The organism is Bacteriovorax sp. Seq25_V (assembly GCF_000447795.1).
Taxonomy (GTDB): Bacteria; Bdellovibrionota; Bacteriovoracia; order Bacteriovoracales; family Bacteriovoracaceae; genus Halobacteriovorax_A.
In genome coordinates, this window is sequence record NZ_AUNI01000003.1 from 31,633 (window position 1) to 47,394 (window position 15,762).

A 15,762-nucleotide genomic window follows, 5' to 3' on the forward strand; every position below is an offset into this window, starting at 1 on the left:
TATGCAAAATTTATTACGATCTTACAATATTAATTCCCCGATATAGAAAAAATCCAAAGTGTGATTGCCATAAGAGTAAAGATCTCTAACCTAAGTAATATTAGATTCTTATGACTTAATGCAGCTATTTGAGTGTTATTTTGTCTCATCAGACCTCCCGTTCTCTATATAATACATAATCAATGCCAATTCTTTACAAGTTAAGTCATTGAAAGTATGAAGATTGGGTTGAGACAAAAGGAAGCCGGGGGCATAATACCCCCAGAATTATTCTTTATCGATTGTACTATATTTTAGAAGACGGTCATCTTTGTTAACTTCAGAGTACTTATTTGTAATCCTTTCAAAGATATTTCCTTTCTTTCCACCAATTCCCTGAGATGCAAGATCACGGAAATTTATTACATTTCCAGCACCCTTGTTTTTACCAAACATTTTTGCAAATGGGTTACCAGTATCTTTCGAGTTGCTCGACTTCTTCGCTCCGCTTCCACCGCTGAAGCTTAGAGAACGACCACCACCTGTGTAGCTAATTTTTGGTGACTTATAACGTGAACCTGAGCTTGGGGCTGCACCGTTTGAGCCTGAGCCTCCACTTAGTCCCGCTGCTGATGCTCCACCTGCACCGCCTCCTCCAGCGCCACTTCCTACTTGAGCGCTAGTTACCTTCGCTTTTGCAGCCGGCCCGTCAACAAAACCTGATGCCTTATCAATTGAACCACCAACAGTTGAAGTCGCAATATCTTCTGGGTCGATAGCAGAGTTTGCGCCACCATTACCAACATCAATTGCACTTCCTTCTCCCGAACCTGCGTCTGCTGTGTTTGTTCCAATTGAACCATTTATGGAGATAGCACCACCGCCACCGATATGAGTTGTAAATCCTGTTCCAAGACCATTACATTCAACCGCCATTGGATTAAGATCACAGAAGTTCATTAGTTCTTCTTGTGAAGCAAATCCTTCCGGTAGGTCAATTACATCTGCGTCTTCAACTTTATTAATAATACTTCCAAGAAGCTTCTTTTGTTTTCCAAGCATTGTTACCGCAACTTGTTCTTTCGCAACTTCAACACCTGCTTCCGCTGCTATTGCATATGCCGTAGAGATAGTACTTTGGTTTTGAAGAATTCCGTGAGCTGTTGTTAAGTTAAATGAAAGCTGGCATTCTTCTTCAGCACTGTTTACTTTTAAGGTTCCTGCTCCTTCTGTTACATATTCTGCTAGTGTTTTATTATCACCTTCGATCTTGATCGAAGCAATACTTCTTAAAAGCTCATCAACTTTCCCTGCGCCTGACTTATTTGTTGAACATAGGTCAATAGCATCTGCGTTTTGCGGCATTTGCTTTGCGAGGGAAACCATCATTAAAAGTTTCGCTGCTTGAAGAGCTCGTCTTTCTTCTGCCATGTCTTGTAGCTTACCAATTCCATCCTTCTGCGCTTTAAGCGCTAGGGTAGATGTATCTTCCTCAGTTGGATTTGCATTCATCATTTTAAGTTGTTGATCCTGTTGGTAGCTTTGAGTTCTAAATTGTTGAACAGCATCGTTACCAGTTTGAACAATCTGAGCACCATTATACGCATTTAAAACATTCATACACTCATCATAGTCGATTGTTTCAGGGCCGACGTTAGAACATTTGATTCTGCCATCAAAAGATTTTTGTACTTGAGCGTTTGGCTTATAATCATCCTCTTTCCATTTCTTTTCACCGCTTGCGAAATTTTCACCTGCTGTAAATGCAAACATGGCACAAGCTCTCGCTTTCATCATTCCATACTTAATTAGTGTCGCGATGTTTTCTTTTTTTTCTTTGTATCGGGCACCCATTAGAATAACAACCATTTTTTGGAAATGATCCTTTGTCAGGTTTACCGGTTCAGACTTAGAAGAAAACATTTCATTCCACGGTTGATCAGCTGCAGCCTGATAAGCAGACTGACACTCTCTAAATTGCTTTGTCCCGTGAGCAATAATATCGTCGCTGTTGAGCTTATTTCCTTCTTTTTCCAGATTTTGTAGCATCTCTTCCATTGAGCCTTGAGGCGTTGCTGCTGTTCCAAGATTACCTTTTGAAGATAGTTCAGCTTTTTGGCTATCAATACCTGACTTCAAGTCAGAACAATCGTGGACTCCTTTTTTCAAGCATTCATTGTATTGAGTTACAACGTTGTCATAATTATAAATTTGTTCTTGAGAGGCCGGAACATATTTTCCTGTAATAGTGTCTTTGTAGCAAGCTTGACCTTGCTTCTGATTACAATTCTTTCCCTCAGCAAGAGTAAAGCGATTTGGAGCAACTGGTTTCACGCTCATCCCTTGTTGCGCTTGGTGAGCAGTACCAGTTCCATCGTAATAATTGTGAATTACCGTTTGAGTCGCAGTACCTTCTTCAGGGGTCGTTTGGGACTTTTTTTCTATTTGAGGTATAATTTCATGTTCAATTTTATTATTTGCAGCGATTAACTCTTCTTTTTGTTTGAGAGCATCTTTTAGATTTCTTCTATGTTGATCGAGCATGGTTCCGTTACCGCTAACACTACTCATTGTGCATAGACCATTATCAGCTAAAATTCCTTCGCACTGTTCTACTTTATTTTGATAATCCTCAATATCTGCTTCAAGATCACGAATTTGACTTGTGTTCTCAGCTAGGAAATGTCGAGCTTCTTCTATAGTTGATATTTCAACGGCCAATACACTAGCACTTTGACTAATACTTAATGTTAGTAATAAAAGTAGAGTATTTGCTGATATTAATTTCATGATTACTTCCTAAAAATTTGTTTCCTAGTACTATTATTCTAATACCTTCTCGGAATTTCCTACTTGAATCTTGATATAAATAGACTGATATTGTTTAAGTAGTTAATAATACATAGCGCACTGATTCTTTTCACCAGGCAATTATTTGTGGCAACATTGATAAAAATGAATTGGAGTATTAATGGAAACAACTGTGCATCGCTATGAAATCCTAATCAACGAAAAACACCTGGACTCTTTTGGCCATGTAAATAATGCTGTCTATCTTGAATTGTACGAAGAGGCCCGTTGGGACCTTATAACAAAAGGTGGATGGGGATTAGATCGTATCCAGAGAGATAAGATTGGGCCAGTAATTACATCGCTAAAAATAGATTTTAAGCGTGAGTTAAAAAATAGAGAAGTTATCACGATTGAGACTTCCTTTGGTGGATTTCGAAATTCTAAAATATCATACCTTGAACAACGAATGCTTAAAGCTGATGGTGCCGTGGCAAATACTATGACAATGGAAGCGGGTCTTTTCGACCTTCGAGAAAGAAAGCTTGTTGATCCAAGTGATGAATGGATGAGAGCTCTTGGTGTTGAAGGTGATTGGCGAAATTATCTTAAATAAATATTTTGAATATATTGCTGGAAAATTTTTTCTGCGTGATTTTTAACAATATCAAGCAGAAGAAATTCTTCTGCATTTTGTTGATCAAGAAATTCTAAAAAATGTTCCAATGTAAATTCGTTGAAATATCTTTGTGCGACATCAAAATCACTAATATGCCACATTTCTGGCGCGACACCTTCTTGGTCAACTTCATATGGCCTAAAGAAACCGAGACCGTCTTCTTCTGCAATTATTCTATCGAAGAAGCATTTCATTTTATAAAACATAGCGCCTTCGCTAAACTCACCAGGGATTAGCTCGATATGATAACCTTCTGGCCATGTGTTCTTGTCTACTACGTCGATATCCGTACCCCAATGGTGGCGGCTTGTTCCAGGAAGTGCCGACCAGCGTAAGATTGCAAAAACAACTTCCTCATCCGTTAGTAAATCATAATTTAGTGCAGTACCATTTGAATCAAGGAGAGTCTTTTCTCCACGGCATTTCTTATTCCATATTGAAAGTTGATTTTCAAAAGATCGAAAAGAGCTTAACACATAGAGATCAATGCCTTCTTGTTTTGCTCTTTCTTTGAGTTTTAAAAACTTTGGATAGGTTTCTTTATGAAAGAGGCGGCTAGTAATCTCATCTGTGATGAGATGGTCCTCTGTCATTCCGTGAATTTCATTTTTATTCTTCATCAATAATTAACTTTTCACTTCCGTCATCAAAAAGTCTTCTTAGTCCTGATTGATTATACCTTTTAGAAATTACATTCCAAATAGAAGCACTCTTATCTGTATTAATATCACTATTTTTATAATCATATTTGACTTGTCCTTCTTGCGCAACATCAGAAAAACTTAACACGCTACTTGTATTGTTTGATGAATCAAAATTCCAATTAGTTTTTGCCTTCGCCTTTGTACTTCCTCTTCTTTTTGAAGAGCTAAGCTTTGGTTGAATAGTTTTAACTGAAGCTGTTGCTGACTGTAGAGCTTCTGTATTTGGTCTAATTTCTGCCATTCTTAAAGAAGGTGGGTTGTAAAGTGCAACACGATTTCCTGATTCTGAAGCAGCACTCTTGGCCTTGCTCAAGATATCATTTGATATTTCATCAACTGACTTTCCTGTTTGTTTTTTTACCATAGGAGAAATTTTGGAAAGTAGGGCCGACTTCGCTTTCTTTGCAATAGCTGCTTGCGCATCAAGATCTGATTCAACCGCGCCTGAGCTTGAGTTCCCTTGATTAAGACTTTCAACACCACTTACTGCTGCTCCAATATTCATCGGGCCGAGGCCTGAAAATGCACCTGAAGGCATGTTAATTTTCATACAGGCATTTTCACCACTTTTATTTTTCATTCTCTTACACTGACATCCAGGATCAAATTTTCCATCAACATAAACACAACCTTTTGCTGCTGCAAGGCCTGATCCTCGAAGAGCATCTTCTGATTCTGCCCATAGGCTATCAGGTGTTTTCCATAGATTTTGGCAAGTCTGCGAGTTTGTGCGGTTAGGATTTTTTGCTCCCTTATCTGTATAGCAGTAACAATAAGGCTTAGAAAGATCCTCTCTTCCATCTGGGCAGTAGTTAGAAATACTTGCCATGTACTTCTCTCGTAAATCCTGAATCATTCCCACGTTACTTTCCGCTTCTTTTGCTTTCTTTGCCATTTCAGATGATAAGGCAAAAGACTGAACTGCAGCTATACCACCTGCCGCAATAACTCCGATAGGGGTGTCAAGAAATTTGGATACATAACTAAGACCATCCCCAACACTTCCTGCAATTTTAGAGATGCCTGAAGGAGCAGGAGCTTCTCCTGCTGGTTGTGTTTCGGTAGCTTTTATTTGGTCAGTCGGCTTTGCGTCTGAGCCTGCTCCGGCTTCCCCGCCACTGTCAGCAGTTGTGTCGCTTTCTTCACTCTTACTACAAGGCTCAGTGAACGCTCCACCTTTTTGATATGCTTCGTAAACGGCCATCGCAACAGAAGCCGTGTAACCAAGGCCTAACATCTGATAGAGTTTCTTATTGTCTTTTGCATACTTGCCAAGATAATTTTGTTCTTTCTCAAGATAATCAAATGCTGTTAGTTGAGCATCTTTCATTGTATCTTTTTCCGATGCTTCTTTATTAAACTCATCGGCCATCTTTTTTACATCTTTTTCTACATCATCCTCAAAAGCGACGTTCTTCACAAATCCTGCGAGTGAAGTTGCCCCAAAGATTTTTGTAGACCAACAGCTGCTCTTCCAAGAGCTTGCGCCAAAGACTTGCCAAACAGCAAGAGAGGCAAAGAGACCCGACTCAATTGTTTGAAGAGTTTTCCCTTTTGTAACATCTGAGCTATTAACATCATCTCCATACTTATTTCTTGTTTTCTTTTCCTGATCTTTTGCCGCTTTTTCATAACATGAAGCTCTTTGCTCTGAAGCAAGTTCTTCACATGCTTTATATTCTGCCTGATTTTTTAATGTTGATTCTGTAGAAACGCATCTATTTAATGCGGTATCGAAGCGCTGACCCTGCGGACAATCTGTAGAAGAGCCCTCATCTGCGCCAACTTGAAAAGATATTAGGAGCAGGTTAAGTACCAAAGATATTTGTAAATACTTACGAATTTTATTATGCTTCATACTTTTTCCTTAAAATTCTATTCCTCTTCTAGTATAAGAGCTAAAGTGGCGTCGGGTCTATGGCCGCTATTTGTACAAATTGTATTAAATAATCGGAATTATTATGTTTTTACTTAAGTTTTTGCGAAATATTACCCTCTCGATCATTGTATTTGGTTGCCTGAATATTGTGGCAAGAGATTACCAAGACTTACAAGTAGGGGATGTCCTACTTCTTGATCTCGACTGCTACTCATGTCAGAGAATTGAGGATGAGACTTTTGGTCCTTACTCTCATTCAGGAATAGTTGTTGAGGTTAATGGGGAGCTGGTTATCGCTCAGGCCTTATCGACAGTGCATCACTTAAGAGTGTCAGCATTTCTTAAGTTCTCTCCAAAGAAAGCACTACACTTACGACCGAAGAAAATGACAAATTCGAAGCAAAAAAATCTTAGTCATAATTATATGAATAAGTTTTATGGAGCTGAATTTGATCATGACTTCTTATGGGATAATGATTCATTTTATTGTTCTGAATTTTTATTTAAGTTGCTAGACTCTGTAAACGTTTTGAGTGACTTAAAAGCGCTTCCTATGAACTTTGAAAGAAATTATGATTTTTGGAATATTTATTTTGATCACGGTGTCCCACAAGGGGAGATTGGAATTTCTCCAAATGACTTCTATAGAAGTTCAGATTTTGAAATTTTAAATTAAAATGTAAGAGGGGAAAGCTTCCCCTCTATCTCAACTTTCTTGGATTTATCTTTTAGACAATTTAAAAAATCATTCTGTGAATTAAAGTTACAAATTTTAAGGGCCTGATTAAGCGCTTTGGCCACTGCATATGAAGAGCCTGTAAAAAGATCATTTTCACCTTTAAAAGGAAAGAAATAGCTTACATGCTCTTGGTACTTATTTTTCTTATCGACATAGGCCGTATCATATTTCGTTTTTGGATAGTAATCACTAATAATTAATATATTCTTATTACTTTTTACTAGTTCTTGTGGGAATAGTTTATGTTCCTCTCTAATCCACTGATCTTGAACACCACTTGCTACAAATACAATATTTTTGAGATCTATTTTTTGGAGTGAAATACTCTTAAGAAAAGGCAAGCCTGCAGCAATCAGAAAGATATCTGTTCTCTTTAGTCGTTCAGTAGAAAATGCATTTTGCCAGTAAATCTCTTTCTGTCTTTTATCTGCATCAAAAACAATTAGTGGCTCAATTATTATTTCTTGTTCAACGTTCTTAATAAGAGTCTCTAGTACTCTTTGACCATGGAATCTTCTGTCGCGGGTGTTCTCTTTAGCACAGTCAAGCTTTAAAGATTTAGTCAGATCCGTCACATCTAAAATGGTTATGTTTTTATGCGGTTTAAGCCTTTGTGGGCAAAAGCCTGTGTCGATGACTGTGATATGTACTTTGGAATAAATTGGTTTTGAAAAAAGAAGAGCGAGTACTACAAAGAGTACTCGCTTAATTAATTTATTTTTGTAATCTGTATGGTTTATGGTGTCCATTTTTACTTGTTAGTTTCCCATGTAGACCTTTATCAAACTTCTTAAGGTTACTCATTTTACCATCGATTTCACTTAGTGGACCAACGATTTTCTTAAATAACTTTTTGAATGTAAATAGTCTCTTTGTAACTGCAGATCTCATCTCTTTTTCAAATGGTTTGTGTTCCTCTAAACCTTCTTTTAAAGAGTGGTATAAGTTATGAGCTGCTAGGTATAAACCAACATTCGACTTATCCGCTTGTTTTCCAAGATTGCTATTGATCTTATTATGCAATAAATTTTTATCATCAGCAACTAAGTCCGCAATATCCTTGTCTCCAAAAATACCGATTGATTCATCGTACATTTTGTTAACTTGGAATACCTCGTCGAAAGCTCTAAGCGCTACAGCTTCCATCTTCTTCTTCGTGACATCACTTGAGAAGTAGTTATTACCATCAACAGTTGCTTTAACATCTGCGATCATATTATCATTTGATTTTGCAAGTGTTTTTGCAACTTCTAGTTCACCTTTGTAGTTTCTCTCGTCTGCTTGAATAACTGCAATGTGTGACTTTAAGTTCTTGTTCATTCTATTGTTTGCAAAAAGCACTTTTGACTTTTCAGAGTTTCCTGCAAAGTGGAATTCTAACTGATTCGCATCTTTGAAGATTGTCTGATGTCTCTTGAATCTTTCTAGTCCGTTTTGGTCAAGTGTTACAATCGCAAGTTCTTCTGAGTTTCTTATCATGTTTTCGATTGTTTCTGTCACTTTTCCCATAGTGTTAACAAGTAGTGCTTTTCCTTTGAGTCCATTTTGTAAAACTTGATCGTTTGCTGTTCTTACAGTTGTATCAAGAATACCAACTTTGTCTAAACCACCATTTTCAGAAAGCAAGTCTTGTATTTCTCTTAGTGAGTCTGAAGCATCAGCAACAATGATTACATCTTTTGAGGCATCAAGGGCCTCTTTTGCTACTACTGAAAGTGCTTGACCTAGCTCACCAACAATTACACCATCTTTTTCAAGGTATGCAGTAATATTAATTGGCTTATAAGCTTGATCTCTATCTTTTACTGAGATTACTGCATCTGTAAGAGTCTTTGAATCTGTTAGATTTCTAATATCGGCAAACTCTTTTGAGATCACACCGTCAGTGTCAGAGTGAATAACAACTTTTACATTGTCATAAACTTTCTTAGAATTGTTTTCAACTTGAACTCTTAGACCGATTGATTTTGATCTAATAAGCTCTCCAGAAAGTCCAAGTCTTGACATTGCTATTGGGTATCTTACTTGACCGTTTGTTATGTTATCACTCTCAAGAATTCCATCTTTAGAAGATGTAAAGTGTCTCGCTTCAATTTCATTTGCAGCACTAGCTGTAATGATTACTTGGTCATTATCAATACTTCCAAGTTTAGAAGAAACGAGTCCTTTAGCAACAGCTGTGATTGTTGCTGTTGTTTGCCCTGGGATTGTTCCTAGGTTATATCCTTGTCCATTTATAAATACTTTTACATCTGTTTTTTCTGCGGCACCAAAGTTTGATATTTTGATATCATAAACCTTGTTTTCTCCAGGAGCAAAAATTCCATCTTCCGAACCAACTCCATTAATACCAACCTCTCTAACTTTGATTGAATCAACTTTTAATACCGAAGACTTAGTGTAAACTTCGCTAACTTTTGTAAACTCAGAAGCACGGTTTTGTTCTTTTATTGTAGGGTAGTTTGCATTGTAAGTAGCCTCACTCGCTTCGGCCCTTGAATCTTGCTCAATTCTTGAGTACTCCGCTTGGTAACTCGTTGCTCTTGAGTTTTCGAAAGATACTTTATAATCTGTTGAGTTAGTGTCTGGAGAGTTAAATGTTTGTTCTTCAGCTCTAGCTCTTGCAGCATTCTTATGTCCAGCGTAGTCTCTATTAAATGCATAGCTCTTAGCTTCGTTGAATGTTTGCTGTCTTAGTTGCGGATAGTCTCTATCTGCAAAGTTTCTGAACATTATTTCATACTGACGTGAGTAGTAGTCACTATATACTTTTTCAATTACATCATTGAAATGTCTTCTATGCGTTCTGTTATATGAAAATTCATAACCATCTTTGTAAGCTTCTTTTAAGATTGCTTCTTTATAAGAGCCTCTGTCGTTATATCTATTTCCTCTTCCTCTGCTATCTGGATAAGTTGGAGTTGTTCTTCCAAAAGCACCTGAAAACGCTCCTCCAAGTAGAACGTCTTTTAATTTCATTGATTCATATTTTGTAATTGCCTGAGAAGCCCCAAGGTTCTTTCCATCATTTGATCCATTTTGAAGCGCTCTGTTCATCCCTTCTTTGCTACCTCTTGCGGCACCTACAGATGAAGCATCAGATGCTTGAGCTTGAGATACACCAGTAGTTGTTCCGTCAGTTGAACCTCTTCTTCTATTTCCTGAGATCGTACCTTCTCTGCTTCCGTCAATACTACCTTGATCAAGAGCATCTCTTGCACCTACTGAATCTCCTTCGGCCTGTGCTTGAGCACGTACTCTTTGTCTTCCTTCTTTTGTTCCATCTTGTTCACCATCAAGAGAACCATCCCTTGTTCCATAGAGAGAACCAAGTTCTTGTGCTAGGTCAGTTGCATCTTCAATTGCATTGTCTTGCCCTCTGCTACTACCTGCGTGGTTAGTTCTAAGAATTTGAATAACAATTTTTCTCTTATATTCGTTTCTTCTCTCTCTTGATTTTGCATGCGCTTCTGAAAGTCTTGCTGCGATTTCTTCAAGCTTCTTTGTCTCAACCTTTACCTGTGCAATTTTTTCATTTGATACTTTATTGGCCTGTTCATTAGAAGCCTTGATTGATTGGATTTCTGTAAGACGTGCTTCAATTGTATTAACTTCAGCAACTACTTTATCAAGCTCAACTTGAAGAGCTGCTTTCTTTGACTCATCTGAAGTTAGTTGGATTTGCTTCTTTAAAGATTGAACTCTAAGGCCAATCTTAAACTTTTCCTTGAGCTTTAAATTAGATTCTTCATCAAGTTGCTTATTTTGTGCCTGACGAGTTTGAATCGCTTTTTCCTCATCAGCAATTATTTTTCTAAATGGTTTTACATTTTCATTAGCTTCATCAGCTCTTTTTTTCGTTTCTTCAACTGAGTTTTCAAGCTTTTCAAGATTTGGATCTTGGCTAAATTTGAATGAAGGGTTTCCTCTGTAATATTCCTTCCAATTTTCAACGATATTTCTATCTTGTTCAAAGTTTTTTGCAAGTGCTAGCGGTGACATTGCTAAGAGTGGAAAAAGTAGAAGTGCTGTTTTCATGCTAATCCTTTTAAACTTTTTGAATCTTCGCCGTATAACTCCTTTATCGGACTCTAGGTTTCATAAAAGTTATTAAGTTTAAAAGCACTTGGGGCATCCGGCTCCAAATTATTTGCTATTATTGTAGTTACCAGTCAGATTGCCAGAAATTTGATCTCAATGGTATTAATTGTTGCGCAGCGTGTAATCTTTTCATTTTGTGTATAAAAAAAGGTCCTTAATAGGACCTAATCTTCATCTTGTGGCATTTTAGCGACTGTCTTATTCATCTTTACATCTTTCTTCTCGATGAAGAAGTATCTGATGGCATTAACTCCAATCTCTTCGCCTGATTTTAGTTGGATAGCAGCTTCTTTAAGAATATCTTCCGCATTACCTCTATATTTATGGGCCTTTGCAAACTCTGATAGGTCATAAAATTCACCATCATATGTTTCAATGGCCATTGCTACTTCTTTTGCCTTGTCCATCACCTCTGGATCAATTCTCTTGATAGAAGTTTTCGCTTGAGTATTAAATGCAAATACCATTGTTGTTAAAGCGATTAATTTTACTAATGTTCTCATTTGTGAACTCCCTAGGCTTAGTCCATGAGAAATTCCTATTCTCAGCTCTTGCCTTTAACCAAACCTCCTATCTGGTAAATTGCCTTCTGATTTATATAAAGCAGGAAGCGTGCCAAAAATGATTATAGGTACTTTTCAAGATTTCGATAGTTTACAGATTTTTAAGTGGAGCATTATGGTATCGGGTGCCAATTGACACCCGAGGTGGGGTTATTTAGTCATTTCTAAGTAGATTAATACAGATGTCATGCCCATCAAGTAGCACCTCAAGCTCAGCGAGGGTTTTTGAAGAGAAGAACTCTCTTAGTTCCTTATGTATTTTCCCAGTTGTTTCAAATCTTTGCTCAAGAGTATAGCTCAGTTTGAAAACTTCACACATTGAGACCCAGAATTTATCTTCAACACAGGCAACGACAATAAAGTGTTCGTCACTACTTTTATAAATATTATAACAAGGGTAGAGGCCATTATGAAGAAAGCGGCTGTCTCCTTGAAGCTCAGTCGGCCAGAAACTTGAGTACATATCTCTTGTTGATTCAAATAGGAAGCTTTCAACTATTTCTGTTTTTCCCGTTTCTTGGGCCTTGAGCATTGTTGCAACGAGATCAAGTGCCATTGTTTGGCCAAAGTTAATGCCAGCAATTGGAAGAAATGGGGGAGCAAGCTCTTTTTCACCTTTATGGTCATGGGTTTTTGCGTGTAATGTAAGAAGGCCCGTCAATGCTAAGGCATTGAGGTCATGCATATTTTGATGATGAGATTTTGATGCCTTCGGAATTACAATAGAAAATGGTTTTTGAAGATCGTTTAGTTGATCAAGACTAACTCCAAGCTTTGCTTGTACCTTTTCTGGAATTGCCATGATCACGGCATCAGCACTTTTAACAAGCTCAGAAATTTTCTTTTGATCATCTGGAGAATTAAAATCAAATCTTTTAATCTCTTTATCTTTATTAATATGCTCGTACCAAACTGGAAAAGAATTATCCATTTCAGCAAAGAGCCCATAAATAAATGGGTCTTTGAAAACCTTATCTTCTATTTTAATAACCTTCGCGCCAAGACTTGCCAGTAGCTTTCCAGCAACTGGCCCTGGGAGTCTGTGGGAAAGATCGATGATAACTTTACCTTCTAGTGGTCTTGTCATTATCTATTCCGCCTGTCCTTGTGGTTTTAGAGTTTCGATAAAATTATCAATCCCTTCACCGTTAAGCTCACATTGTGTTGCTGAACAGATTTCCCATCTCTCTCCATCTTCATGGAAGTCGAAAACAAATCTTGGTAGGAAGTAACCGATAAAGTTTGCAAACTTCTCCTGATCAAGCCAAGCTTTAGGACAACTAATAACTTTATAGGCATCGTTAGGGTATGTAAGCGCTCTTAAGGCCTCTCCTGCTGCTATCGGATTTTTTAGTACCTCGTGTGTTACTTCCTCAATAATTTCATTCATGTCTTGTACGAGATCATTATCTCTAAAAAGAACAGCTGCTCTTCTTGTCAGTGAAATCAAAGTAGAAACAGGAGACTTAAATGATTGATCAAAGCTTGAATATTTTTGATTCGGATATAGTTCAAGTTCATTAGCATTCTTCGCTCTTGTAAGAATTTCTTTTCCATCAATGAACTGGTCTTTGATATAGTTTAATGTATCAAGGAAGTTTTGCTTAAAGATGACATTTCCACTTAATTCATAAATTCTAAGTTGAGCTTCTGCAAAGAATACGTAGTCCTCTAAATACGGAAGTGAACTATCTTTAGTTGTCGTGTGACATAGTCTCTTGGCCCCATCTTCACCTTTAATAAATGTTTTGTATACACCTTCAATAAGTCTATTAAAGATCTGACTTGCCGCTGATCTGATAGGTGCTACTTGGCAGTATTGCATAACATCGCTTAGGGCAGTGATCATTTGAAAGTTCCAGCTCGCGATTCCTTTATTATCAGTCATCGGAGGAATTCTCATTTTTCTCTCCATTAATAACGCTTTTTTCGCCTTTCTTACTAATTCCCACCCTTCGCTTGTGAAGTATTCTTGTGCGCAGTCAGGACTTAGGGAAACAACATTAAGACCAGAATCAAAATTTCCCTGCTCTGTAATATTAAACCACTTGATCAGGTTATCCATATTTTTTGATAGGGCTTCATCTTCTTCATCTGCTCTATTTAATGAGTCAATGAATTCATCTCTTGTAAATGTAAAGTAAAGTCCTTCTACTCCTTCACTGTCAGCGTCTTGAGCTGAGAAGCAGTAGTCTTGTTCATGAAGCATCTCTACGTGAATATACTCAAGTGTATTATAGATCGCATCGAAAACAAGTGGCGAGGGATAGAGTAGACTTAGTTTAGAGAGGACTTTTAAAAATGCAGCTTGGTCGTAAAGCATTTTTTCAAAGTGAGGTACTGTCCAAGTTGCATCTGTTGAATAACGGTGAATTCCACCGCGAACTTGATCTGTGATTCCACCCATTAGTATTCTTTCAAGAGACTTTATAATATGTTCCCCTTGCTCTTTTGGAACAATTCCTTCAAGCATTTGCTCTAAGGCCCATTCATAGAATGCAAATTGTGGAAATTTTGGGGCCTGTCCGTAACCACCATTATCATTGTCTTGGTATTGTTTGAGAACATCTAATATTCCTGATGCCGGAGGGAAGTGCCCTTGAAACTTAACCTTGTCTTTTGGAAGAAAACCTTCCTTTATAGTGTCTGTTGCTCGTTGAGCATTTTCATTTACTACATCTTTATCATTATGAAACGCGCGACTAAGTTCTTTTAAAAGATCTCCAAATGAAGTTTGATCTTTTTTCGCGACTTGTGGAAAATATGTTCCAACAAAATATGGTCTTAGGTCAGGAAGTAGAAAAGCTGACAGTGGCCATCCGCCTGAGCCAGTAAAGAGGTGACACGCTTGTTGGTAGTAAGCGTCGATATCTGGATGCTCTTCACGATCGACTTTAATACAAATAAAATTCTCATTTAAAAACGCCGCAGTCTCTTCATTTTTAAAAGACTCTTCTCCCATTACATGACACCAGTGACATGATGAATATCCAATGCTTAGAAAAATTGGCTTATTTTCTTCCTTTGATTGTAGTAGAGCTTCAGGTCCCCATGACCACCAGTGAACAGGATTCTCTTTATGTTGTAGAAGATATGTGGATTTTTCGGATTTTAATCGATTGAAATTTGTATTTGTCATATGTACTCCATAATTTTTTTCACACCTGAATATTATGCGAGTTAATAAAGAAAATGTCACTAAATAGCTAAAAACATAGAGGATAAAGTGGCACCATTTTAATGGCATCATATTTGAAGCGTGTGAGTGCAGTGTGTCGAGTCAAAAAAGACTAGACTTAAGGGTTCCAATGAAGGTATCAAAATGCCCATGAAAATTGCAGCATATCAAACAATTCTTGATACAGGTAGTCAGGCGTGGGATGTATCCGCCTCAAAGCTACCTCCATTAAAAAGATCAATGCTCTTTTTTGGTATTGTTGGTATCCTCATTTTATCTTTCTACTATTCAGTGAATTCTTCACATCGAAGGGCCGATTCTTTTTATGGGCCACTAACTGTGAAAAACTCGGAAATAAAACCATTCTACCTGGCCCCTGTAGGTGTAAAGAACGAGGCAAGTGAGGCGAGACCTTCTTATGAAAGTTTTAACTTCAAAAAGACTAAGCCATTTTATCGTTCTCTGAACCTTCACTATGTTTCTAACGTTAATAAAACAGTCCTTATTGAAAGCTTACTAAGTACAATGCCGCTTCGAATTCGCGAGTATGCTCAAGATTACATTGAAGAAATTATTCTCTTTAGTGAGCTTAATAATATTGATCCTCTTTGGGCCCTCGCAATCACTTGGACTGAGAGTCACTTCAGACCAAGGGCAAAAAGCCGGGTTTCAGCAATGGGACTAATGCAGATTATGCCTGCCACTGGTGGATTTATAAATGAACTTTTAAATCGTCCAACTGATCGTCGATTAGTTCTTGAACTTTTAAAAGACCCTCGTACAAATATTGAGCTTGGAACTTTTTATCTGAAGAGACTTCTTAATAGATTTAGACTTTCTCATAAGCATGCAACTGTTGCTTATAATATGGGACCTAACTTCGTTTCTTACCGATTAAAAAATTCTCTTCCTGTTGGAGTTAAGAATCAATATCTCGATAAGGTGAATAAGCATTACTTCATTTTACTTTCTGGAGTTAAAAAACTTCAGAAAGAATCTCGTAAAGAAGCATTTAAGAGTGTCCTGACTTACAAACCTGTCATAAAAAATTCAAATTATTTTCTCGGTCTTGATATTTTGACAATGATTTCAGAGCGTTATGCTTTGAACTAATCACTTTTATGGTCCTAAGCGTCTAGTCAAATAACTA

The 15,762-nt window shown here is 37.4% G+C and carries 11 protein-coding genes; 3 read left to right on the top strand and 8 right to left on the bottom strand.

What is annotated here, in order from left to right:
• Positions 1-267: 267 nt before the first annotated feature.
• A complete protein-coding gene (locus M900_RS00280; protein WP_021272829.1) occupies positions 268-2,769 on the bottom strand; it encodes a hypothetical protein in 2,502 nt (833 codons plus the stop codon).
• Between the two features lie 181 nt (positions 2,770-2,950).
• On the opposite strand from M900_RS00280, the gene M900_RS00285 reads away from it, so the two are divergent.
• The gene (locus M900_RS00285) at positions 2,951-3,385 is read left to right on the top strand and encodes a thioesterase family protein (protein ID WP_021272848.1); all 435 of its coding nucleotides are present in this window, start codon (positions 2,951-2,953) and stop codon (positions 3,383-3,385) included.
• Here M900_RS00285 and M900_RS00290 read toward each other — a convergent pair.
• Positions 3,373-4,068, bottom strand: coding sequence for a M15 family metallopeptidase (locus M900_RS00290; protein ID WP_034730548.1), 696 nt, complete (start codon positions 4,066-4,068; stop codon positions 3,373-3,375). The two genes, M900_RS00285 and M900_RS00290, sit on opposite strands and share 13 nt — an antisense overlap.
• Positions 4,058-6,010, bottom strand: a complete 1,953-nt coding sequence (locus tag M900_RS00295; protein WP_021272812.1) for a hypothetical protein — start codon at positions 6,008-6,010, stop codon at positions 4,058-4,060. The genes M900_RS00290 and M900_RS00295 overlap by 11 nt, the downstream gene beginning before the upstream one ends.
• A 103-nt stretch (positions 6,011-6,113) precedes the next feature.
• On the opposite strand from M900_RS00295, the gene M900_RS00300 reads away from it, so the two are divergent.
• Positions 6,114-6,707: a YiiX/YebB-like N1pC/P60 family cysteine hydrolase gene (locus M900_RS00300; RefSeq protein WP_021272813.1), complete on the top strand. Its 594-nt coding sequence runs from the start codon at positions 6,114-6,116 to the stop codon at positions 6,705-6,707.
• Here the strand turns inward: M900_RS00300 and M900_RS00305 are convergent.
• The 5 genes from M900_RS00305 to M900_RS16750 all read right to left on the bottom strand — a co-directional run bounded on the left by M900_RS00305 (position 6,704) and on the right by M900_RS16750 (position 14,573).
• Entirely contained in the window at positions 6,704-7,519 is an 816-nt protein-coding gene (locus tag M900_RS00305; RefSeq protein WP_021272859.1) for a hypothetical protein, read from the bottom strand. The two genes, M900_RS00300 and M900_RS00305, sit on opposite strands and share 4 nt — an antisense overlap.
• Positions 7,485-10,808 (bottom strand): hypothetical protein, encoded by a 3,324-nt coding sequence (locus M900_RS00310; protein WP_021272847.1) that lies wholly within the window; start codon positions 10,806-10,808, stop codon positions 7,485-7,487. The genes M900_RS00305 and M900_RS00310 overlap by 35 nt, the downstream gene beginning before the upstream one ends.
• A 227-nt stretch (positions 10,809-11,035) precedes the next feature.
• A complete protein-coding gene (locus tag M900_RS00315) occupies positions 11,036-11,374 on the bottom strand; it encodes a hypothetical protein (protein ID WP_021272835.1) in 339 nt (112 codons plus the stop codon).
• Between the two features lie 214 nt (positions 11,375-11,588).
• Positions 11,589-12,521, bottom strand: a complete 933-nt coding sequence (locus M900_RS00320; RefSeq protein WP_021272825.1) for a CoA transferase — start codon at positions 12,519-12,521, stop codon at positions 11,589-11,591.
• A gap of 3 nt (positions 12,522-12,524) precedes the next feature.
• Complete coding sequence (locus M900_RS16750; protein ID WP_021272834.1) at positions 12,525-14,573, bottom strand: thioredoxin domain-containing protein; 2,049 nt, start codon at positions 14,571-14,573, stop codon at positions 12,525-12,527.
• Positions 14,574-14,762: 189 nt separating this feature from the next.
• On the opposite strand from M900_RS16750, the gene M900_RS16755 reads away from it, so the two are divergent.
• Positions 14,763-15,725 carry a lytic transglycosylase domain-containing protein gene (locus M900_RS16755; RefSeq protein WP_021272846.1) on the top strand — a complete coding sequence of 321 codons (963 nt, stop codon included), beginning with the start codon at positions 14,763-14,765 and terminating at the stop codon, positions 15,723-15,725.
• Positions 15,726-15,762 lie beyond the last annotated feature (37 nt).

What these genes read in the sequence shown, in the direction of transcription:
- M900_RS00280 (WP_021272829.1), bottom strand. Translation starts at nt 2,769, where the DNA reads ATGAAATTAATATCAGCAAATACTCTACTTTTATTACTAACATTAAGT.
- M900_RS00285 (WP_021272848.1), top strand. Translation starts at nt 2,951, where the DNA reads ATGGAAACAACTGTGCATCGCTATGAAATCCTAATCAACGAAAAACAC.
- M900_RS00290 (WP_034730548.1), bottom strand. Translation starts at nt 4,068, where the DNA reads ATGAAGAATAAAAATGAAATTCACGGAATGACAGAGGACCATCTCATC.
- M900_RS00295 (WP_021272812.1), bottom strand. Translation starts at nt 6,010, where the DNA reads ATGAAGCATAATAAAATTCGTAAGTATTTACAAATATCTTTGGTACTT.
- M900_RS00300 (WP_021272813.1), top strand. Translation starts at nt 6,114, where the DNA reads ATGTTTTTACTTAAGTTTTTGCGAAATATTACCCTCTCGATCATTGTA.
- M900_RS00305 (WP_021272859.1), bottom strand. Translation starts at nt 7,519, where the DNA reads ATGGACACCATAAACCATACAGATTACAAAAATAAATTAATTAAGCGA.
- M900_RS00310 (WP_021272847.1), bottom strand. Translation starts at nt 10,808, where the DNA reads ATGAAAACAGCACTTCTACTTTTTCCACTCTTAGCAATGTCACCGCTA.
- M900_RS00315 (WP_021272835.1), bottom strand. Translation starts at nt 11,374, where the DNA reads ATGAGAACATTAGTAAAATTAATCGCTTTAACAACAATGGTATTTGCA.
- M900_RS00320 (WP_021272825.1), bottom strand. Translation starts at nt 12,521, where the DNA reads ATGACAAGACCACTAGAAGGTAAAGTTATCATCGATCTTTCCCACAGA.
- M900_RS16750 (WP_021272834.1), bottom strand. Translation starts at nt 14,573, where the DNA reads ATGACAAATACAAATTTCAATCGATTAAAATCCGAAAAATCCACATAT.
- M900_RS16755 (WP_021272846.1), top strand. Translation starts at nt 14,763, where the DNA reads ATGAAAATTGCAGCATATCAAACAATTCTTGATACAGGTAGTCAGGCG.